The sequence below is a fragment of the Mesorhizobium erdmanii USDA 3471 genome (assembly GCF_000472705.1).
GTDB classification, from domain to species: Bacteria; Pseudomonadota; Alphaproteobacteria; order Rhizobiales; family Rhizobiaceae; genus Mesorhizobium; species Mesorhizobium erdmanii.
Window position 1 is genome coordinate 92,699 of sequence record NZ_AXAE01000019.1, and the last position, 23,380, is coordinate 116,078.

At 63.9% G+C, this 23,380-nt stretch carries 23 protein-coding genes and 1 pseudogene; 10 read left to right on the plus strand and 14 right to left on the minus strand.

Going from position 1 to position 23,380, the window contains the following annotated elements:
- Positions 1–166: 166 nt before the first annotated feature.
- Positions 167–646, minus strand: coding sequence for a GNAT family N-acetyltransferase (locus tag A3AU_RS0116290; protein WP_027053796.1), 480 nt, complete (start codon positions 644–646; stop codon positions 167–169).
- An 89-nt stretch (positions 647–735) separates the two neighbouring features.
- Positions 736–2,061 carry a xylose isomerase gene (gene xylA / locus A3AU_RS0116295; RefSeq protein ID WP_027053797.1) on the minus strand — a complete coding sequence of 442 codons (1,326 nt, stop codon included), beginning with the start codon at positions 2,059–2,061 and terminating at the stop codon, positions 736–738.
- Between the two features lie 113 nt (positions 2,062–2,174).
- Between xylA and A3AU_RS0116300 the strand changes: the two genes are divergently transcribed.
- On the plus strand, positions 2,175–2,537 hold the full coding sequence (locus A3AU_RS0116300; RefSeq protein WP_027053798.1) for a nuclear transport factor 2 family protein: 363 nt from the start codon (positions 2,175–2,177) through the stop codon (positions 2,535–2,537).
- Positions 2,538–2,734: 197 nt separating this feature from the next.
- Here A3AU_RS0116300 and xylB read toward each other — a convergent pair whose 3' ends face one another.
- Positions 2,735–4,189, minus strand: a complete 1,455-nt coding sequence (gene xylB / locus A3AU_RS0116305) for a xylulokinase (protein ID WP_027053799.1) — start codon at positions 4,187–4,189, stop codon at positions 2,735–2,737.
- 81 nt (positions 4,190–4,270) lie between these two features.
- A complete protein-coding gene (locus tag A3AU_RS0116310; RefSeq protein WP_027053800.1) occupies positions 4,271–5,593 on the minus strand; it encodes a tetratricopeptide repeat protein in 1,323 nt (440 codons plus the stop codon).
- A gap of 226 nt (positions 5,594–5,819) precedes the next feature.
- On the opposite strand from A3AU_RS0116310, the pseudogene A3AU_RS1000000136895 reads away from it, so the two are divergent.
- Positions 5,820–8,606 (plus strand): annotated as a pseudogene (locus tag A3AU_RS1000000136895) (autotransporter family protein).
- Between the two features lie 50 nt (positions 8,607–8,656).
- On the opposite strand, the gene A3AU_RS0116320 reads toward A3AU_RS1000000136895, so the two are convergent.
- A complete protein-coding gene (locus A3AU_RS0116320) occupies positions 8,657–9,280 on the minus strand; it encodes a LysE family translocator (RefSeq protein ID WP_027053801.1) in 624 nt (207 codons plus the stop codon).
- A 141-nt stretch (positions 9,281–9,421) separates the two neighbouring features.
- Positions 9,422–9,544, minus strand: a complete 123-nt coding sequence (locus A3AU_RS1000000140760) for a hypothetical protein (RefSeq protein ID WP_080511902.1) — start codon at positions 9,542–9,544, stop codon at positions 9,422–9,424.
- A 237-nt stretch (positions 9,545–9,781) separates the two neighbouring features.
- Between A3AU_RS1000000140760 and A3AU_RS0116330 the strand changes: the two genes are divergently transcribed.
- From A3AU_RS0116330 to A3AU_RS0116345, 4 genes are all read left to right on the plus strand, one after another.
- The gene (locus A3AU_RS0116330; RefSeq protein WP_032917511.1) at positions 9,782–10,552 is read left to right on the plus strand and encodes a L,D-transpeptidase; all 771 of its coding nucleotides are present in this window, start codon (positions 9,782–9,784) and stop codon (positions 10,550–10,552) included.
- An 87-nt stretch (positions 10,553–10,639) separates the two neighbouring features.
- Positions 10,640–11,806: a diphosphate--fructose-6-phosphate 1-phosphotransferase gene (locus A3AU_RS0116335; RefSeq protein WP_027053803.1), complete on the plus strand. Its 1,167-nt coding sequence runs from the start codon at positions 10,640–10,642 to the stop codon at positions 11,804–11,806.
- On the plus strand, positions 11,806–12,543 hold the full coding sequence (locus A3AU_RS0116340) for an MBL fold metallo-hydrolase (protein WP_027053804.1): 738 nt from the start codon (positions 11,806–11,808) through the stop codon (positions 12,541–12,543). The genes A3AU_RS0116335 and A3AU_RS0116340 overlap by 1 nt, the downstream gene beginning before the upstream one ends.
- Positions 12,544–12,797: 254 nt before the next feature.
- The gene (locus A3AU_RS0116345) at positions 12,798–14,339 is read left to right on the plus strand and encodes a DegQ family serine endoprotease (RefSeq protein ID WP_027053805.1); all 1,542 of its coding nucleotides are present in this window, start codon (positions 12,798–12,800) and stop codon (positions 14,337–14,339) included.
- A 101-nt stretch (positions 14,340–14,440) separates the two neighbouring features.
- Here A3AU_RS0116345 and coaA read toward each other — a convergent pair whose 3' ends face one another.
- The 8 genes from coaA to hisB form a co-directional block, all read right to left on the minus strand.
- A complete protein-coding gene (coaA, locus tag A3AU_RS0116350; protein WP_027053806.1) occupies positions 14,441–15,400 on the minus strand; it encodes a type I pantothenate kinase in 960 nt (319 codons plus the stop codon).
- 24 nt (positions 15,401–15,424) lie between these two features.
- On the minus strand, positions 15,425–15,748 hold the full coding sequence (locus A3AU_RS0116355; protein WP_027053807.1) for a phosphoribosyl-ATP diphosphatase: 324 nt from the start codon (positions 15,746–15,748) through the stop codon (positions 15,425–15,427).
- 31 nt (positions 15,749–15,779) lie between these two features.
- On the minus strand, positions 15,780–16,574 hold the full coding sequence (hisF, locus tag A3AU_RS0116360) for an imidazole glycerol phosphate synthase subunit HisF (protein ID WP_027053808.1): 795 nt from the start codon (positions 16,572–16,574) through the stop codon (positions 15,780–15,782).
- Positions 16,571–17,407 carry an arginase family protein gene (locus A3AU_RS0116365; protein ID WP_027053809.1) on the minus strand — a complete coding sequence of 279 codons (837 nt, stop codon included), beginning with the start codon at positions 17,405–17,407 and terminating at the stop codon, positions 16,571–16,573. The genes hisF and A3AU_RS0116365 overlap by 4 nt, the downstream gene beginning before the upstream one ends.
- Positions 17,404–18,153 carry a 1-(5-phosphoribosyl)-5-[(5-phosphoribosylamino)methylideneamino]imidazole-4-carboxamide isomerase gene (gene hisA, locus A3AU_RS0116370; RefSeq protein WP_027053810.1) on the minus strand — a complete coding sequence of 250 codons (750 nt, stop codon included), beginning with the start codon at positions 18,151–18,153 and terminating at the stop codon, positions 17,404–17,406. Before hisA ends, A3AU_RS0116365 begins: the two co-directional genes overlap by 4 nt.
- Before the next feature lie 118 nt (positions 18,154–18,271).
- Positions 18,272–18,922, minus strand: a complete 651-nt coding sequence (hisH, locus tag A3AU_RS0116375) for an imidazole glycerol phosphate synthase subunit HisH (protein WP_027053811.1) — start codon at positions 18,920–18,922, stop codon at positions 18,272–18,274.
- 1 nt (position 18,923) lies between these two features.
- On the minus strand, positions 18,924–19,400 hold the full coding sequence (locus tag A3AU_RS0116380; protein ID WP_027053812.1) for a DUF2628 domain-containing protein: 477 nt from the start codon (positions 19,398–19,400) through the stop codon (positions 18,924–18,926).
- Between the two features lie 4 nt (positions 19,401–19,404).
- Complete coding sequence (hisB, locus tag A3AU_RS0116385) at positions 19,405–20,004, minus strand: imidazoleglycerol-phosphate dehydratase HisB (RefSeq protein ID WP_027053813.1); 600 nt, start codon at positions 20,002–20,004, stop codon at positions 19,405–19,407.
- A 239-nt stretch (positions 20,005–20,243) separates the two neighbouring features.
- Here hisB and hslV point away from each other — a divergent pair, with 239 nt between their 5' ends.
- From hslV to hslU, 4 genes are read left to right on the plus strand one after another with little or no spacing between them, the layout of a single operon-like run.
- Positions 20,244–20,795 carry an ATP-dependent protease subunit HslV gene (hslV, locus tag A3AU_RS0116390; RefSeq protein WP_027053814.1) on the plus strand — a complete coding sequence of 184 codons (552 nt, stop codon included), beginning with the start codon at positions 20,244–20,246 and terminating at the stop codon, positions 20,793–20,795.
- Entirely contained in the window at positions 20,785–21,306 is a 522-nt protein-coding gene (locus A3AU_RS0116395) for a GNAT family N-acetyltransferase (RefSeq protein WP_027053815.1), read from the plus strand. Before hslV ends, A3AU_RS0116395 begins: the two co-directional genes overlap by 11 nt.
- 3 nt (positions 21,307–21,309) lie before the next feature.
- Positions 21,310–21,909 (plus strand): DUF2585 domain-containing protein, encoded by a 600-nt coding sequence (locus A3AU_RS0116400; protein ID WP_027053816.1) that lies wholly within the window; start codon positions 21,310–21,312, stop codon positions 21,907–21,909.
- A 4-nt stretch (positions 21,910–21,913) separates the two neighbouring features.
- Positions 21,914–23,224 carry an ATP-dependent protease ATPase subunit HslU gene (gene hslU / locus A3AU_RS0116405; RefSeq protein WP_027053817.1) on the plus strand — a complete coding sequence of 437 codons (1,311 nt, stop codon included), beginning with the start codon at positions 21,914–21,916 and terminating at the stop codon, positions 23,222–23,224.
- Positions 23,225–23,380: the final 156 nt, after the last annotated feature.

The window sequence follows — 23,380 nt, forward strand, 5'->3', positions numbered from 1 at the left end:
GCCTCCTTCCTTTTCACCCGCCACAACGTCACTCTTATACGAGATACGTGACGGCTGTTTGAAGGCAAGAGCGAGGTGATTGAGGGGCGCGAAGGGGCAAAACCTTGTCGCCGGATCCGCGCTTTGGCGCAAAGCGTTCTGCGCGCCAAATCCCGAATCAGGGATGTCAGCCCAGCCGCTTCTCGAACAGCACCGTGATGAAACCGCTGTCCCATTCATCATCCGGATAGCGGTCTTTTTCGACACAGCCGACCGCCTTGTAGACACTCTGCGCGCGCTCGTTGAACGTATCGGTCTCGAGCCGCACCTGGCGGAATCCAGCAGCGCGGATGGCCTGTTCGGCGTGCGACAGCAGCCTCCCGCCGACGCCCTGGCCCTGGTGGCTGGTCCTGACATGCGCGGCCTCGATGAAGTCGCCACGCCAGTGGATCAGGCCGGCAATCTCGCCGTCGATCTCGGCAACAGTGAATTCCGGCCAGCTTTTCTCGACATAGCGCCCGCCAATATCGGTCTGGACATAGCGCTGCGCCGATGCTTCGGTGACGTGCGGCAGCCAAGTGCTTTCGAACGTCTCCTGCAGCAGCTGTTTCAGCGCCACGACATCACTTGCCTGTGCCTTGCGCACCGTGATCCGCCCATCTGCCATCGTGACCTCCCTTTGGGGAGTGAACTAGCAAAAGGCGATCACGGCGGCTTTCAGCCACATCGGGCAGATGTCGGTCCAGACGTCGGGCGTCAGACGTAACGATTGACGATATTCTCCAGCAGTTCCTGGCGGCCGGAGCGCGGCTGCGGCTCGATCTTCTTCTTCACCACGCGCTCGGCGATGTCTTCCAGCGTGCGCTTGCCCGATAGCATCGCCTTGGCCTCGGCGCTGTTCCAGCCGGCGTAGCGCTCGGCCAGCGGACCCGACAACGCCTTGTCCTCGACCATGCGAGCCGCTGCCTTGAGGCCGCGCGCGCAGGAATCCATGCCACCGATATGGCCGATCAGCAGGTCCTGCGGATCGAGCGACTGGCGGCGCAGCTTGGCGTCGAAATTGGTGCCGCCGGTCTTGAAGCCGCCGGCCTGCAGGACCTGGTAGTAGGCCAGCGCCATTTCCGGCACGTTGTTGGGGAACTGGTCGGTGTCCCAGCCCGACTGGTAGTCGTTGCGGTTCATGTCGATCGAACCGAAGACGCCGAGCGCGTTGGCCAGCGCCAGCTCGTGCTCGAAGGAATGGCCGGCGAGGATCGCGTGGCCTTGCTCGATGTTGAGTTTGACCTCCTTCTCCAGCCCGAAGCGCTTCAGGAAGCCGTAAACGGTGGCGACATCATAGTCATACTGGTGCTTGGTCGGCTCCTGCGGCTTCGGCTCGATCAGGATGGTGCCCTTGAAACCGATCTTGTGCTTGTAGTCGACGACGAGGTTGAGGAAGCGGCCGGCCTGTTCCTGCTCGCGGGCAAGATCGGTGTTGAGCAGCGTCTCATAGCCCTCGCGGCCGCCCCACAGCACGTAATTCTCGCCCTTCAGGCGCTTGGTGACGTCGATGCAGCTCTTCACCGTCGCCGCCGCATACGCAAACACGTCCGGATCGGGGTTGGTGGCGGCGCCCGACATGAAGCGGCGGTTGGAGAACAGGTTCGCGGTGCCCCAGAGCAGCTTGACGCCGGTCTGTTTCATCTTGCCAGCGAAATAGTCCGCGATCTCGTCGAGACGGGCGGCACTTTCGGAGAAATCCTTGCCCTCCGGCCGCACATCGGCGTCGTGGAAGCAGAAATAGGGCGCGCCGAGCAGCGAGAACATCTCGAAGGCGACATCGGCCTTGAGCTTCGCCAGTTCCATCGTGTCGATGCCGCCGGCCTTGGGGAACCAGGGTCGGTCGAAGGTCTGGCCGCCGAACGGGTCGCCGCCGGGCCAGGCGAAGGAATGCCAGTAGGCAACGGCGAAGCGCAGATGATCTTCCAGCCGCTTGCCCGCAACCAACTCATCAGGATTGTAGAACCGGTAGGCCAGCGGATTTGTCGAATCCGGCCCCTCATATTTGATCTTCTGGATGTCGCCGAAAAATCCGCTGCTCATGATCTCTTTCCTCTCTCGAATAGTTCGCCCTGATTACCTCAGGCGTAATTGGTTTCGGTTCCGCGCTGGTTGAAAAGGCCGATGTCAAAGCCATCAAACAAAGGAGACAGACCATGACCGACCTCAACAAGATCGCCGAGGGCTACATCACCGCCTGGAACGAAAGCGACGCCAGCCGCCGCGCCGAATTGCTCAAGGCCACCTTCACCGAAGATGTCAGCTACCGTGATCCGCTCATGCAGGGCGACGGCCATGAAGGCATCGCGGCGCTGATCGCTGGCGTGCAACAGCGCTTTGCCGGCTTCCGGTTCTCGCTGAAGGGCGCGCCGGACGGGTTTGCCGACAAGATCCGCTTTTCCTGGAATCTCGGGCCTGAAGGCGTCCCGTCGGTGATCGAAGGCACCGACGTCGGCATCATCGAGAACGGTCGCTTGAAAAGCGTCACCGGCTTCCTCGACAAGATGCCGGCGCAGTGAGGCCAACGGGGTAAGGGAGGTGCGAGGCGCCCCCCTCTGGCCTGCCGGCCATCTCCCCCTCAAGGGGCGAGATTGGCTGTTATCCTGACCTTCGCCAATTGCCGACATTGGGAGAGCAGCGCCTGCGTCGAAGCTGCCGATCTCCCCCCTTGAGGGGGAGATGCCCGGCAGGGCAGAGGGGGGCGCCTCGCGCCTACTCATGCGGTTACAGCTCGAATTGCCGGGTAGAGTGCCCGGTAGCGGTGATAGGCGTCAGCGTAAGCGCCGCCGAGCGCCGCATCCGGCTCGATCGTGCCATCCGTCCTTGGCGCGGAGCACACGGTCAGCGGATCCGCCCCCGTCGCCGCGATCAGGCCGAGCCTTGCCGCACCGAAGGCAGCGCCGAAATCGCCGTCGGCGGGAATGTCCACCGGCATCTGCAGCGCGGTGGCGATCGCCTTCAGCCAGTAGCGCGACCGCGAGCCGCCGCCGATCGCCGTCACCCGCGTCAATGTGGTGCCGGCCGTCTTCAAGGCTTCGAGGCTGTCGCGGAAGGCGAAGGCGACGCCTTCGAGCACAGCCTGCGTCAGCACGGCACGGCTCGATTCATGCGCCAGCCCGGTGAAGGAACCGCGAATGGCCGAATCATTGTGCGGTGTGCGTTCGCCCGAAAGATAGGGCAGGAAGGACACGCCGCTCGGCGCCTTGAGCGCGTCGCCGAGTTCGGATGTCAGCTCGCCAGCGCCTTTTCCGGTGATCTCCGACAGCCAGTTGAGCGAATCGGTCGCCGACAGGATGACGCCCATCTGGTGCCAGGTGTCGGGCAGCGCATGGCAGAATGTGTGCACAGCACTTGCCGGATTGGGCAGGTAGGATGCATTGGCGGCAAACAATACGCCCGACGTGCCGAGCGAGACAAAGGCATGGCCGGCACTGACCGTGCCCATGCCGCAGGCCGAAGCCGCGTTGTCGCCAGCGCCGCCGGCGATCGGGATGCCAGCCCCAATACCCCATTTCGATGCCAATTCGGCGCGCAGACCGCCGGCCTTGTGCGTGCCCTCGACCAGCGACGGCATCTGCTTCTCGTCAAGGAAGGTGGCCGCGAGCAGGTCCGCCGACCAGCGGCGCTGGCCGACGTCGAGCCAGGACGTGCCGGCCGAGTCGGACATTTCCGAAATGTGCTCGCCGGTCAGCCAAAGCCGCAGAAAATCCTTCGGCAGCAGCACCTTTGCCACTTTCGCGAAGATGGCGGGCTCGTTGTTCTTCACCCAGGCGAGTTTCGGCGCGGTGAAGCCGGGAAAGACGATGTTGCCGGTTAGCGCGCGGAAGCGCGGGTCGGCGTCGAGCGCCGCTGCCTCGACATGGCTGCGCGTGTCGTTCCACAGAATGCAGGGTCGCAGCACCTCGTCGGCCGCATCGAGCAAGGTCGCGCCATGCATCTGGCCAGACAGGCCGATGCCTTTCACCGCCGCGAACTGCCTGGGATGGGAGGTCTTCAGTTCGGCGATCGCGTCTTCGCAGGCCCGTATCCAGTGGGACGGGTCCTGTTCGGACCAGCCGGGATGCGGCCGCGAAACGTCAAGCGAACCATGGCCGGAGCCGACGACGGTCTGTCCGGCATCGATCAGCAGCGCCTTGACGCCCGACGTGCCCAAGTCGAGGCCGAGATACATGTTTTCCTCCCACGTCCTTATTTTTTTCGGATCCCGAAAAAATCTGGCCGAGCCAGTTTTTAAGGCAAGATCGGCTTCGGGTCAATTCTCTGACAAATCGGCCGCACGTCGCGCAAGCAGCACCGACAGCGGACTGTCCGGCCGCGCCATCGACCGCTCGGCCGTGAGCGCTCTTGCCATTGCGCCGTCACCGGCCCGCAACGCCGCCTCGATCAGCGTCAGGTCGATGACATCGCGCTGTGCATGGCTGCCGCCGAAGCGGTTGGCGATCGCCCGGATCGGCCGGATCAGCTGCACGACGTCGGTGTATCTGCCCTCGCCGAACGCCTTGATCGCCAGCGTTAAGGGATGGCCGACATCCCGCGTGAAAGCGGCGTTGTCGCCGCTGCCATGCATCGCTTCGCGCTGCGCCTCGAGCAAGGCAAGGGCGGGTCCGTCGAGGCCGGCGCCGACGAAGGCCATCATCGCGTGGGCATCGTTGAAGGCGTAGTCGCCGGCGCCGGCCTTGGGCCAGTTGGCGGCGAGCGCTGTCCAGCGGTCGCCGACATCGACGCCGCCGAGATGCAATCGCCACAGAAGCGCCGACGCATCGACCATGTTCAGCGCCATCGCCGAGGGTGTGCCGTAGATCGGTCCGTCATAGAGGGCCAGCACCTGATTGGTTTCGCCGAGATCGTAGTGAAACAGCGCCAGATGCCACCAATTGTGCACCTGCAGGAAGCTCTCCCTTGTCCAGGCTTCGGGATTGGCGCGCATCCAGGCGATGCCGTCCCTTTGCCGGCTCTGCATTTCCATGACGTGGGCGACCGCATGCTGCGCCCAGCCGTCGCGTGCCTCCATCTCCACCGCCGCGCGGCCAAGCTTTTCGGCCCTGGTATAGTCGCCCATCTCCTCCAACCCGAAGGCCTGCATGCCCAGGACGGCATGGTAGCCCGGCATGTCGCTTTGCCAGGACGGCAAGGCGCGGGCGATGCGGTCGCGCAACATGCGGGCGTTGCCGGTGAAGAAGTCGATCTGGTGCCCGACCTGCAGCGCCAGCCCGTCGAGCGGGGTCTCGATGGCGATATCCTCGAGGGTCCTGGCGGCGTCATGCCAGCGCCCATTGGCGAGGTGGCCGAGGGCCAAGACATGCCCCTCCTCGCGCGTCGTGGCGGCGAGCGGCAGGGCTGCCTGATGGCAAGCCCTGGCCACCATCGTCGCTTCGCTCTCGGTGGCGAGGCCGAAGAGATAGCCCTTGAAGACATGTGCCATGACGAAACCGGGATTTTCCGCGATGGCACGGTCGACGGAGGCGACCGGATCGCCGATGAAGCACAGCAGTTCACGGACCGCCTGACTGTAAGGCGTGAACCCGGCTTCGGTGGCGCCCGAAAATGTCAGGCCAAATAAGTCCCTGATTCCCATGCAACGTCCTCTGATCGAGCTCGGACCGGGCCCCAGACCCTTCGGCCAAAGCGATCTTAAAGCATGGGCCAGCAACGTGCCAATCACGCGCTGCAAGAGGTCTATCTCAGTAGCCTTTGCAGTTCATCAACCATGGAATGTAGATCAGGCTTTGTAAAAGCGAATGAATTGTGGCTTCATTGCGGCGCGGCGAAGGGCTTGTAATCGCGATCTGAGAGGGGACGCGATGTGGAAGTGTGAAATACAGCGCCCGAATGGTCGTTCGGAAAACGTCGGCGAATCGATTTCTTTGGTGCGACGAAAGCCACGGCAGATCAGCCCATGGTTTATTAGCTTACTTGCAACAACAGCGCTTGTGTTGCTGCCCGATTCCGCAGCCTTGGCAGCCTGCGTGCTGGTTCCATCGGCGGGAAATACCACCTTCACCTGTGACAGCGGCGATTCAGGCGGCAGCCTCACCGACACCAGTGGCGACAACACGCTGACCTTCCCCGCCGGCGGCACCGGGCAGGTGAGCGGCAACGTCACCTTCGGCGCCGGTACGGACCGCATCAACATGCAGTCCGGCACTATTACCGGCGCGGTCGACCAGGGCGATGGCACGGATTTCTTCTCCATCGGCGGCGGCACCGTCACCGGCAATGTCCAGCAAGGCGCCGGCATCGACGACTTCAACATGAGCGGCGGCCAGATCGGATCGCTCAACCAGGGCGACGGGCTGGACACGTTCACCATGACGGGCGGGCGCATCGTCGATTTCTTCGACGATGGCGATAACGCCGTGATGACCGGCGGTCGCATCGGCCGGGTCAACATGAAGCTGGACAAGAACTATTTCAACATGTCCGGCGGCACCATCGACCGCAACCTCGTTACCGGCTTCGACCAGGACACCATCATTCTCTCGGGTGGCACGATCGGCGGCAACATCAGCGTCAGCGGTGGCAATGATAGCGTCACGATATCAGGCGGCACGGTCGGCGGCGATGTGCTGATGAGCTTCGGTTCCGACAATTTCGTCTGGAATGGCGGCGGCATCATCTACGGTTCCGTCGATCTCGGCGCCGACAACGATACCGCCAAGCTCGGCAACCTCACCAACGCCAATCTCGGCGCCACGGACGCCATAAATGGCGGCCTTGGCACCGACGCGCTGACCTTTGACAATGTCAAGCTGGACGGGATCGCCCGGGTCCAGAACTGGGAGAGCATCGACGCCACCAACGACACGCAATTGATGCTGGATGGCACTCTGGTGCTCGGCGACAGCGGCACCGGCAAGGGCTCGCTCAGCGTCGACGCCGCGAGCACGCTCTATGGCGGCGGCTTCAACGCCGAGATCCGCGCCTTTACGGCGGGCCAGATGGCAGACGTGATGAATGCCGGACGCATCGACCTGACCAACGGCACGACCGGCGCGACCGATCGGCTGACGATATCAGGCAATTATACCGGCCTCGGCGGCCTGCTACTCATCCAGACCGAACTTGGCGACGACACCTCCGCTTCCGATAGGCTCGTCCTGTCGGAAGGCACAGCTTCGGGCTCGACCGGCATTGCGGTGGTCAATGTCGGCGGAGCCGGCGCGCAGACCACCGCCGACGGCATCATGGTCGTGCAGGCGATCAACGGCGCCTCATCCAGCGCGACCGCCTTTGCCCTTGATGCGCCGGTGGCGGCGGGCGCCTTCGAATACTACCTGTTCAAGGGAGGCGTCAGCGCCGGCAGCAACGAGAACTGGTATCTGCGCTCGTCGCTGACAACGCCGGCGACACCGGCTTCGGCGCCACCGATGCTGGAGCCCGCACCGCCGCCGGAGCCCGAGCCGCCGGCGGCCGAGCCGCCGCCACCACCGCCCTCCGAACTGCCGCCGGTGGCCGTGCCAACCGAGGGCGATATCAACAACCCACCGGTCGACCCGACGCCGCCGGTGCAGGCCAGCGATCCGGCGCCAGAGCCGCCGCCGCCGCCCCCGCCCGCGCCACCCGCGGATCCACCGCCGCCGCCGGTGGTGCCGACCGCGGTGCCTGACCTGCCGACCCCGACTCCGGGTCAGCAGATCCTGCTCTATCGCATCGAGGTTCCCGTCTATTCCGCATTGCCGCCGGTGGCCGAGCATCTGGCGATGACGACGCTCGGCACTTTCCACGAGCGGCGCGGCGAACAGAGCCTGCTGTCGGACACGGAACTGTCACCGGTCTGGGGTCGCATTTTCGGCCAGGACGCCGAGATGGGCTGGTCGGGAACGGTGTCGCCGTCCTTCGACGGCACGCTGTTCGGCCTTCAGGCAGGCTTCGACGTGTTCGGGCGCGATACGGCCTCAGGCGGCATGGACCGCGCCGGCCTGTTCGTCGCCTATGGCAGCGTGAACGGCGATGTGCGTGGCTAGGCGCTGGGACAGAACGATCTGGCCGTCGGCAAGCTGGACGTCAACGGCACCAACGTCGGCGGCTACTGGACCCGGATCGGCCAAGGCGGCTGGTATCTCGACGGCGTCCTCATGGCCACCTTCTTCGGCGGCAATGCGACCTCGTCGCGCGATGTCGGCATCGACGTTGGCGGAACCGGCGTCACCGCATCGCTGGAAGGCGGATATCCCATTGCGCTGGGGCAAAGCTGGACGCTCGAGCCACAAGCACAACTCGTCTGGCAGCATCTGTCGCTCGACGATACCAATGACCGCTTCTCGTTGGCTTCCTTCGACACCGACAGCGGCGTCACCGGCCGGCTGGGCGCGCGCCTGCAGGGCGAGACGACGATCAACGGCACGGCGCTGCAGCCCTATCTCAAGGCCAACATCTGGCACGATTTCGGCGGCACCGACACTGTCAGCTTCGACACCACGGACATCACGACCCAGAGCCGGTCGACCTCGTTCGAATTCGGCGGCGGCGTGGTGGCCAAGGTGACGGACAAGGTCAGCATCTTTGCCACGGGCGACTACACCACCAACCTCGGCGGCGACAAGCGCCGCATCCTTGAGGGCAATCTGGGCATCAGCGTCAAGTGGTGAACGAGACCATCCGGAACCGGTTTCGGATGATCCGATAAAGGGCAGGCTGCCTAATTGCCCGAACGTATGGCAACGGTGGCGATGCCTGCGCCGACCAGCAGCGTGCCGCCGGTGCGGTTGAAGATGCGGATTGCCTTGGGATTGCGCACGACGTTTCGGGCGCGTGCCGCGATCAGCGCATAGCCGAAGGCATTGGCGAAGGCGAGCGCCAGGAAAGTCGTCTCGAAGATCAGCATCTGCGTCCAGAAATTGGCATGCCGGTCGAGGAACTGCGGCAGGAAGGCGACGAAGAAGGTGATGCTTTTCGGGTTGAGCGCGGTGACCAGCCAGGCATGCGCCATCATCTTGGCCGACGACACCGCGTCGGTGCGCGGTTCGGCCTTCAACGCGCCGCCGGCGCGGAACAATTTCACGCCGAGATAGATCAGGTAGCCGGCGCCGATCAGCTTCAGGACCGTAAAAACGCTCGCCGACGCGGCGAGCAATGCGCCGATGCCCAGCATCGAGAGCGTCATGGCGGTGAAGTCGCCGAGCGCCACGCCAACCGCCATCGGCAGCGCGGTGCGCCAGCCCTGGCCCAGCGCATAGGACACGACCAAGAGGATGGTCGGACCCGGAATGACGAGGAGGATGGTCGACGCGGCGGCGAAAGCGGCCCAGTTTTCGAAGGACATGCTCGTCTCCCTTGAGCTCAAAGAAGAGGATAAATCCTTGGGTCCGGGAGAATGTAAAGCAATTTGTTTCCTGCAGTTACGGACGGGAAACCGCTACGCCGTTTCCGCAATTGCATCAACTGCGCCAGCGGCAGGCCGGCGTCAGTTCGCGCCGCCCAGCGTGCTCACGATATCGGCCAGGCTGACATCGGCACCGAGAACCAGTGCGGCCGCGACAATGGCAGCGGCAAAAAGCGTGATGTCGGTCTTTAACGTCTTGCACATGGAGGCCCCTCGCTGGTCGCGTGACGGGTAGGAGGGACCCGTGCCGGGACTATGACCCGACCTGGGTCTTTTTGTGCAGGAGCGCTGGGTTGGCCCGTCATTCGAGAGGCCCGATGCGGCCAGGCAGCGCGCAAATGCAGGCAGTGCAAGGCATTCACGCTTTATCAACCATGAATGATGAAAATGCCCGCTATCCGGCCGGACCGTGCTTCCCGCCGATAGCGTAGGGTTGGGTATATGCGTGAGTTGCCGCAAGGTCTGACGCCGCCACGGAACGGCGACGCAATCGAAACCGATCTTCTTCTCTCTCGCCGCGCCGTCTTATCCGGGGCAGGCGCCTTGGCCCTGCTCGGCATCGCCGGCTGCTCGACCTCCAGTGACGGCGCCATGCCGGCGCTGCAACTGGACAATACGGTTACCGGTTCCGTGCCGCCGATGCGGCCGGCGATCAGCGTCGACAAGAACATCACCAGCCCCGACCTTATGTATGCCGCGCTGACGGACAACGGGTTCAACGTGCCCGAGGTGCCCTATCTCAAGGTCAAGCCGGAATTCCGCCGCCAGATCGTCGTCGACACCACCGGAGAGGCGCCCGGCACCATCGTCGTCCATCTCAAGGAACGCATGCTCTATCTGGTCCAGCCGGGCGGTGACGCCATCCGCTACGGCGTCGGCATCGGCAAGGACGGCTTCCGCTGGTCCGGACGCGCCAATATCCAGTACGGACGGGAATGGCCGACCTGGACGCCGCCGCCGGAGATGATCCAGCGCAAGCCCGAACTGGTGAAGTGGCAGGGCGGCCAGCCCGGCGGCCTTACCAATCCGCTCGGAGCGCGCGCTCTCTACATCTACCAGGACGGCAAGGACACCGGCTATCGCATCCACGGTTCACCGGAATGGTGGAGCATCGGCCAGGCGATGTCGTCGGGCTGCGTGCGCCTGATCAATCAGGACATTATCGACCTCTACAGCCGCGTCTCGAAGAAAAACCCGGTCGTCGTCATGTGATCGTCCAGTCGGCCCGACTCCCCCGTTGCGCGATAGCGAAAGACAGGCGAATGTGCCTGCGAAATCATCGCTCGGGAGACGTCAGGAATGGCCGGAACTTTTGTTATCGCGCAGGGCGGCGGCCCGACCGCCGTCATCAACCAGACGGTGGTCGGCGCCACGCTGGAGATCCGCAAGCGGCATCCGGGCGCCAAGGTGCTTGGCTCCATCCATGGCGTGCGCGGTATCCGTGACGGCAATTATGTCGACCTCTCCGCCATCTCCGAAGATCGGCTGCGGCTGATTGCCGGAACACCGAGTGCAGCACTCGGCTCGACGCGCGACAAGCCGGATGCCGCCTATTGCGATGTCATCCTCAATGGGCTGAAAAAAGCCGGCGCCGATGCCTTCATCTATATCGGCGGCAATGACACGTCGGGCACGCAGCAGATCCTGACCGACGCCGCGGGCGGCTCCATCGCTTTCGTCCATGCGCCGAAAACCATCGACAATGACCTGGAGGAGAACGACCATACACCCGGCTTCATTTCGGCGGCCGAATTCGTTGCCGGCGCCTTTCTGTCCGTCGATCTCGATTTCCGTGCACTGCCCGGCATCTATGTCGGCATCGTCATGGGCCGGCATGCCGGCTTCCTGACCGCGGCAGCGGCGGCCTGGCAGCTCGATCCCGACAGCGGGCCGCATCTGGTCTACGTGCCGGAGCGGCCATTCTCGGCCGCAGGCTTCATCGACGATGTGCGCGCCACGCTCGACCGCCACAAGCGTTGCATCGTCGCCGTGTCGGAAGGGGTGAGCACCGCCGACGGCAAGGCGCTGGTCGAAAGCCTGGTGCCGCCGGAGAAGCTCGAACGCGACGCGCACGGCAACGTGAAACTGTCGGGCAGCGACCTTCCGGCAGCGCTCGAGCGCGCGCTGGCCGAGGGCCTGCCGGGCAAGCGCGCTCGCGTCGATGCGCTCGGCTACATGCCGCGCGGCTATGTCGGGGCCATCAGCGCCGTTGACGCGCAGGAGGCGTTCGATGCCGGCGCCTTCGCCGTCTCCGTCGCCGAACAGGGCGGCGGCTCGGTGGCGCTGCAATATGATGGCTCAAAGACCGTGCTGAAGAAGGTGCCGCTGAAGAACGTCGCCGGCAAGACCCGCCACATGCCGGACGATTTCATGAAGCCCGACGCCAACCAGCTGTCCGATGCCGGCATGGCCTATCTCAAGCGGCTTGTGCCCGAAAAGTACAAGGTCGGGAAGCCGTTCGTTTGATGCCGGGCTCACACCTGCTACCGGCTTGGTTCAGCAAGAGCATTGTCGACGACAGGACGACGATGCTGACCGAGCCGTTCGTGCATGGCTATGTGCGCGCCAACATCTGGCATCTCGCCGGCCGCGATGCCGACCTTCTGGTCGATACCGGCATGGGCATCTGTCCGCTGGCGCCGGAGATCGAGACGCCGCGGGGTAAGCCGCTGCTGGTCGTCGCCACGCACATCCATCTCGACCATGTCGGCTCGCTGCATGAATTTGCGTGGCGGGCTGGGCCGAGGATGAGTGCGGCGCAATTCGAGAGCATGGATGAGGCGGCGACCTACGCCTACATGTTCCATGATCTCGAAGGCGCCGTGTCGAAACTGCCGGCACCGGGCTGGAAGTCGGCGGAATACAAGATTCCCCCGGCGCCGTTGACTCGGACCCTCGACGAGGGCGATGTGATCGATCTCGGCGACCGGCAATTCCGTGTCCTGCACTTGCCCGGGCATTCGCCGGATTCGATCGCGCTGTTCGACGAGGCCGATGGCCTGTTCTTCAGCGGCGACGCCATCTACGACGACACGCTGATCGACAGCCTGCCGGATTCCGACCGCGCCGCCTATGTCAGCACCATGCGGCGCCTGCTCGACCTGCCGATCCGCATCGGCCATGGCGGGCACGGACCAAGCTTCGACGGCAAGCGTATGCGTGAGATTGCAACGGCTTACATCAGGCAAGCCGGCGACAGCTGAGCTCCACCGGTACTGCCAGCTGGCGGGAGAAGCTGGCGGCCAGCTGCATTACCAATCCTGCGCAAAGAATTAAATCTTTGTAATATAACCGAAAAAACCTAATTCGCCCGCATCCGCGCCCTAGATTCCGGTTTCATCGACCGGGACGGCCGCCGCATGAAGCGAGACAGGCAGCCGCGACGGCCGATACGCCGAATGGGCCGCTCCCCCCGAGGCCACGGCGCCGAACCCAATGTCTCGCACGGACAACGACCATGTCATCTCTCAACATTCTTCGCAGACATCGCGTCGCCGCATTGCTGGGCGCCGCCCTCATCGTCTCCCCCTTCGTCGTCCCATACGCTCAAAGCGCCAGCAGTGCAGGCGTGAGCAACGTCGTGGCGACGACCCAGACCCCAGTCGCCGGCATCACCGCCCCCAAAGGGTCGTTCGCGCCGATCGTGGCGGCGGACAAGCCGGCCGTGGTCACCGTCACCACGATCATGAAAGCGCAGCCGGCCAACGCCGAGGATGGCATGCCGCTCGGCAACTCGCCATTCGACCAGTATTTCCGCCCGTTCTTCGGCGACCAGGGCATGCCCGCCCCGCAGACGCCGCCGCAACAGACGCAGCGGGCCGAAGCGCTTGGTTCCGGCTTCATCGTCAATGCCGACGGCACCATCGTCACCAACAATCACGTCGTCGACGGCGCTTCCTCGATCAAAGTGACGCTCGATGACGGCACCGAACTTCCGGCAAAGCTTGTCGGCCGTGACGCCAAGAACGATCTTGCCGTGCTCAAGATCAAAGCCGACAAGCCCTTGCCGACGGTCAAGTGGGGCGATTCCGACAGGCTGATGACCGGCGATCAGGTGCTGGCGATCGGCAATCCGTTCGGCATCGGTACAACAGTCACAGCCGGCATCGTCTCCGCACGCGGCCGCGACTTGCATAGCGGGCCGTTCGACGACTTCATCCAGATCGACGCGCCGATCAACCACGGCAATTCCGGCGGCCCGCTGGTAGATGTGAACGGCAATGTCGTCGGCATCAACACGGCAATCTATTCACCCAATGGCGGCAGTGTCGGTGTCGGCTTCGCCATCCCGTCCGATCAAGCACAGAAGGTCGTGGCCAAGCTGATGAAGGACGGCTCGATCCAGTACGGCTACCTCGGTGTCGAGATCCAACCGGTGACGCCCGACGTGGCCAGCGCCATCGGGCTCGATCATCCCGGCGGCGCGCTGGTTTCGAAGGTCAATGACAGTTCGCCCGCCGCCAGTGCCGGCATCGAGGCAGGCGATGTCATCACCGGCTTCGCCGGACAGGACGTGAAAGACCCCAAGGATCTGTCGCGCGCGGTTGCCGATGTCGCGCCGGGCGCCAAGGAGCGGCTGGATGTCTGGCGCAAGGGCAAGGCCATGCAGATTTCCGTCGATGTCGGGCAAAACAGCGACGATGTGAAAACCGCATCGACCGACAATTCCGGCCTGCCTGGCGCCGAACAAGGCTCGCGGGCACCCGCGATCGGCCTCGGCCTGATGGACATCACGCCCGACATTCGCCAGCAGATGAACCTCGCCGACAACGAGCATGGCGCGGTGGTCGCGCGCGTCAGTCCCGACAAGGCGGCGGCCGCCGCCGGCATCCAGCCGGGCGATATCATCGTCGCCGTCAACCAGGCCCCCGTGAAGAGCGCCAAGCAGGTCACGCAGGCGATCGCGCAGGCCAGCAAGTCGGGCCGCAAGTCGGTGCTGCTGCTGGTGGAACGCGACGGCGGCCAGATCTATGTCGCCGTGCCGTTCGCCAATGGCTGAGCCGCGACGCTGACTTGAATACCGGCGTGGCGGGCCTGTCGACGACGAGCCCGCCGCGCCGTCCATGAAACGGTGAACTGCCCTGGCGCACCAACAAACAGCTATAGCTTGCGCAGCGCCACTTCCTCGATCAGATGATCGGCGCCCTTGCGCAAGATGAGGTCGGCACGGGCGCGCGTCGGCAGGATGTTTTCGCGCAGGTTCTTCAGATTGATGTTGGTCCACAAGCCTTCGGCGATGGCGCGCGCCGATTCCTCCGAGAGCTGCGAATAGCGGTGGAAGAAGGAATCCGGATTGCGAAATGCGGTCTCGCGCAGACGCATGAAACGGGAAATGTACCACTGGTGGATCAGTTTCTCGTCGGCATCGATATAGATGGCGAAATCGAAAAAGTCGGACAGGAAGGGCACGATCTTGCCGTCTTGCGGCAGTTTTCCCGGCTGCAGCACATTGATGCCTTCGAAGATAAGGATATCGGGCCGGTCGATGGTGACGAATTCACCCGGAATGACGTCATAGGTGAGGTGCGAATAGACCGGGGCCCGGACATCGCGCTGCGCCGACTTGATGCCTGACAGGAAGCGCAGCAGCGCGCCGACATCGTAGCTGTCGGGAAAGCCCTTGCGTTCCATCAGGTTTTCGCGGCGCAACACCTCGTTGGGCAGCAGGAAGCCATCGGTGGTGATGAGATCGACTTTGGGGCTCGACGGCCAGCGCGCCAGAAGCTCCTTCAGCACGCGCGCCGTGGTCGACTTGCCGACCGCGACGGAACCGGCAATGCCGATGATGAACGGCGTCTTGACGATGTCGACGGCATTGAAGAAGGCCTGGCGCTGCCGGAACAGCAGCTGGCTGGCTTCGACATGGGCGGACAGAAGTCGCGACAGCGACAGATAGATCCGCTCGACTTCGGCAAGATCGACCGGATCGTTGAGCGAGCGCAGACGGCGGAATTCGTCGTCGCTCAGCGTCAGCGGCGTGTCGGCGCGGAATTGCGACCATTGCTCGGCTGAGAAGAAACGAAAGGGGGAATATTTCTCGGCCGGCGCGAGCTGATCCATCGAGATACCTGCCCTCCCTAGCGCTCAGCCCTTGGGCCGTGACGCCTTCTCGGCGATGCCCGAACGCCCGGTGCGGCTTTCGAGCTCCTTGAGCACGTCGCTCAACGGCACGCCCGAGAGGCCGAGAACGACGAGCCAATGATATATAAGATCGGCACTTTCGGAAACGAGGTGCTCTCTGTCGCCCTTGACGGCGGCAATCACGGTCTCGACCGCCTCCTCGCCAAGCTTCTGCGCCGCCTTGTCGATGCCGCGTGCGAACAGCTTGGCCGTCCACGAGTCGGGATCGCCGGAACGGGCGCGTTCCCCGACGATTTTTTCCAGATCGGACAGCGAAAACTCGGTCATGGCGCCTGGGTCCTTTTCTAGCCGGAAGCCTCTAGGACCGATCGGCCGAGGAGTCCAGCCGCATGGGCAGGCCTGCCGCAGCCATGTGCGCCTTGGCTTGCGCTATCGTGTAGGTGCCGAAATGGAAGATCGAGGCCGCCAGCACCGCGCCGGCATGGCCGTCGCGAATGCCTTCGACCAGATGATCCAGCGTGCCGACGCCGCCCGAAGCGATGACCGGCGCGCGCACCGCATCGGCAATCGCACGCGTCAGCGCGATGTCGTAGCCCGCCCTGGTGCCGTCGCGGTCCATCGAGGTCAGCAGGATCTCGCCGGCGCCGCGATCGACCATCTTTCGCGCGAATTCGACCGCGTCGATGCCGGTCTTCTCGCGCCCGCCATGGGTGAAGATCTCCCAGCGATCGGCCTCACCGGGCCTGGACACTTTCTTGGCGTCGATGGCGACGACGATGCATTGGTTGCCGAACTTGTCGGCGGCTTCGGCGACGAAATCCGGATTCTTCACCGCCGCGGTGTTGATCGACACCTTGTCGGCGCCGGCCAGAAGCAGCTTCCTGATATCGGCGACCTGGCGCACGCCGCCGCCGACGGTCAGCGGCATGAAGCATTGTTCGGCGGTGCGGGCAATGACATCGAAGATGGTTTCGCGGTTGTCCGATGAAGCCGTGATGTCGAGAAAGCAGAGCTCGTCTGCGCCGGCGGCGTCATAGGCCTTGGCCGCCTCGACCGGATCACCGGCGTCGATGAGATCGACGAAATTGACGCCCTTGACGACGCGGCCGTCCTTGACGTCGAGACAAGGGATGACGCGGGCTTTCAGCATCAAGCGCCCTCTATCGTGGCAATGAGATCGTTGAGCAGTCGGCCGACCAGTGGCGGCACATCGGCCTGAGCGTCGAAAGCTGGATCGTAAGCGGAAACCGTGATGCCGACGACCGGCATGGCAAGCGCCATGGCGCAGGCCGCGTCGCGCAACTGTTCCGGATCCGGGCCGCCTGGGGTGGTATAGCGATTAGCCTGCAAGGTCTTGGGATCGTGGACGTCGAGATCGAGATGCATGTGCACGCTTTTGGCGCCCGCGGCCTTCAGCTTTTGCGTCGCTTGCGCCACGCCAGGACATTCGGTGCGGATCACCGGCAAGGTCTCGAGAAGTTTCTTCTCCGAAGGATCGAGATCGCGGGCGTTGACGAGCACGCAGCGCGAAGGATCGATCGGCTTGAAACCGGGAATGGCCGCCGCCATCGGGCGCCAGCACAGGCCAAGCACGGTCGCCAGCGCCATGCCGTCGAGAAAGCCGTGTATGGAGGTCTCGGGCGTGTTGAGATCGCCATGCTGGTCGGCCCAGATGATCGCATCGGCGCCCTCGCCGGCGACCGCGCCAGCCGATGTCAGGCAGTTGCCGGCTAGCACGATGGGGAACCGCCCCCTGTCGATGGCGATGCGGACCTCGCCCGAGACGGCGTTGCAGACGGCAAAGCCGGTGGCGATCTCCCGCTCCTGACCGTCGCCGACCCTGCCGATATCCTCGACCTCGACATCGTGACCGGCCATGGTCAGGGCGTCGACGAGACCGCCTGATATCAGCGCATCCGGCCCCTGGCCCATGCCGCCGTGATAGTGGCCGCTGTCATAGGAGGCGAGGATAATGGTGATTTTCACGATTTCGCCTCCGCCACCGGCCGGCCGTGCAGGATCGCGAGCGCCTCGGCCGGATCTATGCGGCCGTCATAGAGCGCGCGACCCGAGATGGCGCCTTCGAGCTTTCGCGCGTCGGGCATGGTCATGCGCACGATGTCGGCGATCGATGCGAGGCCGCCCGAAGCGATGACCGGGATCGACACGGCGTCGGCGAGGTCGATGGTGGCGTCCCAGTTGATGCCGGTCAGCACGCCGTCGCGATCGATGTCGGTGTAGATGATGGCGGCCACACCGGCCCCCTCGAATTTCCGGGCCAGTTCGATGGCGCCGAGGCTCGACGCCTCGGCCCAGCCCTCGACCGCCACCTTGCCGCCCTTGGCGTCGATACCGACGGCGACCTTGCCCGGAAAAGCCTTGCAGGCCTGCCTGACCAGATCGGGATCGCGCACCGCCACCGTGCCGAGGATGACGCGCGCCAGGCCTCGGTCGAGCCAGTCCTCGATCTGCGCAATCGTGCGGATGCCGCCGCCGAGCTGCACCGGGTTCTTCGTCGCCTTGAGGACGGCGCCGACCGCCGCGCTGTTGACGCTCTGGCCCTTGAAGGCGCCGTTGAGGTCGACGACATGCAGCCATTCGAAGCCCTGATCCTCGAAGGCTTTTGCCTGTGCGGCGGGATCATCGTTGTAGATGGTCGCGGTCGCCATGTCGCCGTGCTTCAGGCGCACACATTGGCCGTCCTTGAGGTCGATGGCAGGAAACAGGATCATGCTGCGCTGCGCTCCTTGAAAGCCTGGGCGCTTGAATTGGCTCGTGGATGGATCCCATCTGGCAAAGGCTCGCGCCGCCCCTTGAGGGGCAGCGCCAACATCCGGCGCGGATTGCTCATCACGGCCTCCACTTCAGGAAATTGGTGATCAGCGCCAGGCCCAGCGCCTGGCTCTTCTCTGGATGGAACTGCGTGCCGACGAGATTGTCGCGCCCGACAGTCGCCGTCACCGGACCGCCATAGTCGGCTTCGGCCAGAACCTCGTCCGGCTTCCTCGCGTCGAGATGGTAGGAATGGACGAAATAGGCGTGAAGGCCGTCCGGTCCGGTCGGGATGCCGGCGAACAGCGGATGTTTGCGCCGGAGCTCGATCGTATTCCAGCCGATCTGCGGGATTTTCAGTGCGGCATCGGTGGGCGTGATCTCCTTGACGTCGCCCGCTATCCAGCCAAAACCGTTGGTGACGGTCTTTTCCAGGCCGCGCTCGGACATCAGTTGCATGCCGACGCAGATGCCGAGGAAAGGCCGGCCCTTGGCAATGGCGACCTCCTCGACCGCCTCCCACATGCCGTCGACGGCGCGCAAGCCGGCCGCGCAATCGGCATAGGCGCCGACACCGGGCAGGACGATGCGGTCGGCGGTGCGCACCCGGTCGGCATCGGCCGTCAGGTCGATCTCAGCCGCTATGCCGGCTTCGCGCGCGGCACGCTCGAAGGCCTTGGTGGCCGAGCGCAGATTGCCCGAACCGTAGTCGATGATTGCTACCCGCATGTCAGGGGCGTCCTGGAACGTGGGTCAGCCCCAGCGCCATGCCGGGCTGCGCCGGGCGGGCCAGGGCGGCATCCGGAACCATGCGCGGCGCTGGCGTGGGTTCCTCCGCATGCGCCTCGACCTCCAGCGCATAGCGCGTGTCGGCATCGTCGAGCCAGCCGGCCTGAACCACGCCCCATTCATGCCAGCCGCGCCGGCGCAGTGCGGCGATGCGCAACCCTTGCCCCTCCAGGCCAACATAGAGCGAGACCAGCAGCGACAGCAGCGAACCGGCCAGTCCAAGGCCAAGATTTTCGGCAGCCATCGAAAGCGCGCCCATGACGACGAAGGCAAGTGCTGCTTCGATCCACAGCCGGTTCCAGGCGAACCATAGCGGCGGCACCAGAAACCCCAGCCAGGTGAAGCCGTCGCGGATAAAGGCCGACCTGTCGGCCTTTTCGCCGCGGCCGGGCGGTTCCATCACGACATAGGCGGCCATGACGCTATCCCTTCAAAGAACCTTTGGTGGAGGGAACCGCGTCCGGCTGGCGCGGGTCGTGCTCGAGCGCGGCGCGCAGCGCGCGCGCCACCGCCTTGAAGCAGGTCTCGGCAATATGGTGATTGTTGGCGCCATAATGGTTGGTAACGTGCAGCGTGATGCCGGCATTCTGCGCCAGCGCCTGGAAGAATTCACGCACCAGCTCAGTGTCGAAGGTGCCTATCTTGGGCGACGAGAAGGCAACGTTCCAGACCAGGAAAGGCCGGCCGGACACGTCGATCGCGGCGCGCGTCAGCGTCTCGTCCATGGCGAGATCGATCGAGGCATAGCGCATGATGCCGCGCCGTTCGCCGAGCGCCTTGGTCAGTGCCTGGCCAAGCGCGATGCCGGTGTCCTCGACCGTGTGGTGGTCGTCAATGTGAAGGTCGCCCTTGGCCCTGACCGTCATGTCGATCAGCGAATGACGGGAAAGCTGGTCGAGCATGTGGTCGAAGAAGCCGACGCCCGTAGCGATATCGGATTTGCCTGAACCGTCGACATGGACCGACACGGAAATGTCGGTTTCCCTGGTCTTGCGGCTCGCTTCGGCTGAACGGGGCGCCATCACTCTATCCTTGTCCCTGGGCCACATGATGACCGGTGCACGGGCTTCAGGCGCTCGCGGGCCTGAAAACGAATGCCTTCTACCAGCATGATCCGGCGATTGCCAGTTGCCTCTGACAGAGGTATCGACCTTGCCGGAGAGGCGATTTGCAATCGTTCCTCCCATGCATACATATGGCCGATCAAAGTTACTCGTACCGCGCCAATCGCCTCTTGGGATCGCGCGAATCGGAGCCAGGAATGTCTGATAATCTGAACATGCACGCCACGACCATCGTGACGGTGCGCAAAGGCAACAAGGTGGTGATCGCCGGCGACGGCCAGGTCAGCCTTGGCCAGACCATCATGAAGGGCAATGCCCGCAAGGTCCGCCGTATCGGCAAGGGCGGAAATGTGATCGCCGGTTTCGCCGGCGCCACCGCCGACGCCTTCACTCTGCTGGAACGGCTGGAAGCCAAGCTCGAACAATATCCCGACCAGCTGACGCGCGCCTGCGTCGAACTCGCCAAGGACTGGCGCACCGACCGCTATCTGCGCCGCCTGGAAGCGATGATGCTGGTGGCCGACAAGTCGGTATCGCTGGCGCTGACCGGCAATGGCGACGTGCTCGAGCCCGAACATGGCGTCATGGCCATCGGTTCGGGCGGCAATTACGCGCTGGCCGCCGCCCGCGCGCTGATGGACACCGACAAGGATGCCGAGGAGATCGCCCGCAAGGCGATGCAGATCGCGTCCGACATCTGCGTCTACACCAACAACAATTTCGTCGTCGAAACGCTCGATGCCGCCTGAACATTCTCAGCCATACGATTTTCGGCCGGTCACGCAAAAGGATCTGCCGATGATCGCCGGCTGGCTTGGAGAGCCTGAAGTGGCGCAGTGGTGGGGCGATGCGGAGAAGGAGATCGCGGAGATCCGCGAGCACATCGATTCCGTTTCGGTGGAGCCGCTGATCGTCGAACTCTACGGCAAGCCGATCGCCTACCTGCAAAGCTACGACCCGCATCTGGAAGACGACCATCCCTATGCCGACCAGCCGTTCGGCACGCTCGGCATCGACCTGTCGATCGGCCTGCCGGACCTGATCGGCATCGGCCACGGCTCGGCCATCCTCAGGCAGTTTGTCGAAGAGCTGTTCGAGGAGGGTGTGCCCCGCGTCATCATCGACCCCGATCCTGCCAATCTGAGGGCCATCCGCGCCTATGAAAAGGCAGGATTCAGGACCATGGACCGCAGGCATTCGGTCTATGGCGACGTCGTGCTGATGGCCATCGATAGCGGCGACGAGGAAGAGGGGCAGTAGGGCATGAACATTTCCGACGAGGACAAGAGCCTTTCGGCCTATGAAAACAGCTGGCGGATAGGGTTGCTGATCGTGGCCGGCCTGGTGATCGTCCAGGCCTTCACGCTATACCTCATGGGCCATCCGCCGATCTGCACCTGCGGCTACGTCAAGCTTTGGCACGGCGTGGTCAACAGCTCCGAGAATTCCCAGCATATTTCGGACTGGTACACGTTCTCGCACATCATCCACGGCTTTCTGTTCTACGCGCTGGCACGGTTCCTGTTCCCCCGTTCGCCGATCGGCCTGCGGCTGGCCTTCGCCGTCCTCATCGAGGGCGGCTGGGAACTGCTCGAAAACAGCCCGTTCATCATCGACCGCTACCGCGCCGGCACCATTTCGCTCGACTATTACGGTGACAGCATCATCAATTCGGTGTCCGACACACTGGCCATGGTGCTGGGATTTGTGATGGCGCGAAGGCTACCTATATGGGTGATCGTCAGCCTCGCCATCCTGTTCGAACTGGGTACCGGCTATCTCATCCGGGACAATCTGACACTCAACGTGATCATGCTGCTGCATCCGTTCGAGGCCATCAAGCAGTGGCAAAGTGGAATTTAGTGATATGAGCACATTTTCTCCCCGCGAAATCGTTTCGGAACTCGACCGTTTCATCATCGGCCAGAAGGACGCCAAGCGCGCCGTGGCCATCGCCTTGCGCAACCGCTGGCGCCGCCAGCAGCTGGAAGGCCAGATGCGCGAAGAGGTGATGCCGAAGAACATCCTGATGATCGGGCCGACCGGCGTCGGCAAGACCGAGATATCGCGCCGCCTGGCGCGCCTGGCCGGTGCGCCCTTCGTCAAGGTCGAAGCCACCAAATTCACCGAAGTCGGCTATGTCGGCCGTGACGTCGAGCAGATCATCCGCGACCTCGTCGAGATCGCCATCGGCCTGGTGCGCGAGAAGATGCGCGAGGACGTCAAGGCGCGCGCCCACGTCAACGCCGAGGAACGCGTGCTGGAAGCGCTGGTCGGCAAGACGGCCAGCCCAGCGACGCGTGACTCCTTCCGCAAGAAGCTGCGCGACGGCGAGCTCGACGACAAGGAAATCGAGATAGAAGTGGCCGACACCGGCAATGGCGGCATGCCCGGCTTCGAGATTCCCGGCATGCCGGGCGCCAATATCGGGGTGCTGAACATCAACGACATGCTGTCGAAGGCGATGGGCGGCAAGAAGACCAAGCAGCGCAAGACGACGGTGAAGGACTCCTACGATCTTCTGGTCAGCGACGAGTCCGACAAGCTGCTCGACCAGGACGAGGTGGTGCGCCGGGCGCTCGATGCCGCGGAAAATGACGGCATCGTCTTCCTCGACGAGATCGACAAGATCGCGGCAAGATCCGACATTTCCGGCGGGCCTTCGCGCGAGGGCGTGCAGCGCGACCTGCTGCCGCTGGTCGAAGGCACTACGGTGGCGACCAAATACGGGCCGTTGAAGACGGACCACATCCTGTTCATCGCCTCGGGCGCGTTTCACGTGTCGAAGCCTTCCGACCTGTTGCCGGAATTGCAGGGCCGCCTGCCGATACGCGTCGAGCTGCGCGCTCTGGAGAAGGAGGATTTCGTCCGCATCCTGACCGAGACCGAAGCCAGCCTGATCAAGCAGTATATCGCTCTGATGAAGACCGAGGGCGTCGAGCTGACGTTCACCGACGATGCGATCGATTCGCTCGCCGGCGTCGCCGTCGATCTCAACGCCAGCATCGAGAACATCGGCGCCCGGCGGCTGCAGACGGTGATGGAGCGGGTGCTGGACGAGATTTCGTATGACGCGCCAGACCGCAACGGCACGGCCGTCACCATCGACGCCGCCTATGTCGAGAAGCATGTCGGCGACCTCTCCAGAAACACGGATTTGTCGCGATTTATCCTTTAAACAACGGCGCCGGCTGTTCCGGCGCCGGTTCAGGCAACGTATAAAGAACCATGTGTGGCCAGATGGTACCATCTGGGCATCTTTCGTCCTGCCGGGTGAAGGGGCGCTCTCGACTCAACCGTGAGCACTACCCTAGTTTGCCCGGCACTACAGCGC

Coding starts and splice junctions, on each gene's coding strand:
- A3AU_RS0116310 (WP_027053800.1), bottom strand. CDS start 5,593: ATGGGAATCAGGGACTTATTTGGCCTGACATTTTCGGGCGCCACCGAA.
- A3AU_RS0116330 (WP_032917511.1), top strand. CDS start 9,782: ATGCGTGAGTTGCCGCAAGGTCTGACGCCGCCACGGAACGGCGACGCA.
- hslV (WP_027053814.1), top strand. CDS start 20,244: ATGTCTGATAATCTGAACATGCACGCCACGACCATCGTGACGGTGCGC.
- A3AU_RS0116395 (WP_027053815.1), top strand. CDS start 20,785: ATGCCGCCTGAACATTCTCAGCCATACGATTTTCGGCCGGTCACGCAA.
- A3AU_RS1000000140760 (WP_080511902.1), bottom strand. CDS start 9,544: ATGTGCAAGACGTTAAAGACCGACATCACGCTTTTTGCCGCTGCCATT.
- A3AU_RS0116340 (WP_027053804.1), top strand. CDS start 11,806: ATGCCGGGCTCACACCTGCTACCGGCTTGGTTCAGCAAGAGCATTGTC.
- A3AU_RS0116380 (WP_027053812.1), bottom strand. CDS start 19,400: ATGGCCGCCTATGTCGTGATGGAACCGCCCGGCCGCGGCGAAAAGGCC.
- A3AU_RS0116400 (WP_027053816.1), top strand. CDS start 21,310: ATGAACATTTCCGACGAGGACAAGAGCCTTTCGGCCTATGAAAACAGC.
- A3AU_RS0116345 (WP_027053805.1), top strand. CDS start 12,798: ATGTCATCTCTCAACATTCTTCGCAGACATCGCGTCGCCGCATTGCTG.
- hisA (WP_027053810.1), bottom strand. CDS start 18,153: ATGATCCTGTTTCCTGCCATCGACCTCAAGGACGGCCAATGTGTGCGC.
- hslU (WP_027053817.1), top strand. CDS start 21,914: ATGAGCACATTTTCTCCCCGCGAAATCGTTTCGGAACTCGACCGTTTC.
- xylA (WP_027053797.1), bottom strand. CDS start 2,061: ATGAGCAGCGGATTTTTCGGCGACATCCAGAAGATCAAATATGAGGGG.
- coaA (WP_027053806.1), bottom strand. CDS start 15,400: ATGGATCAGCTCGCGCCGGCCGAGAAATATTCCCCCTTTCGTTTCTTC.
- xylB (WP_027053799.1), bottom strand. CDS start 4,189: ATGTATCTCGGCCTCGACTTGGGCACGTCGGGCGTCAAGGCGCTGCTG.
- A3AU_RS0116300 (WP_027053798.1), top strand. CDS start 2,175: ATGACCGACCTCAACAAGATCGCCGAGGGCTACATCACCGCCTGGAAC.
- hisB (WP_027053813.1), bottom strand. CDS start 20,004: ATGGCGCCCCGTTCAGCCGAAGCGAGCCGCAAGACCAGGGAAACCGAC.
- A3AU_RS0116355 (WP_027053807.1), bottom strand. CDS start 15,748: ATGACCGAGTTTTCGCTGTCCGATCTGGAAAAAATCGTCGGGGAACGC.
- hisH (WP_027053811.1), bottom strand. CDS start 18,922: ATGCGGGTAGCAATCATCGACTACGGTTCGGGCAATCTGCGCTCGGCC.
- A3AU_RS0116290 (WP_027053796.1), bottom strand. CDS start 646: ATGGCAGATGGGCGGATCACGGTGCGCAAGGCACAGGCAAGTGATGTC.
- A3AU_RS0116320 (WP_027053801.1), bottom strand. CDS start 9,280: ATGTCCTTCGAAAACTGGGCCGCTTTCGCCGCCGCGTCGACCATCCTC.
- A3AU_RS0116335 (WP_027053803.1), top strand. CDS start 10,640: ATGGCCGGAACTTTTGTTATCGCGCAGGGCGGCGGCCCGACCGCCGTC.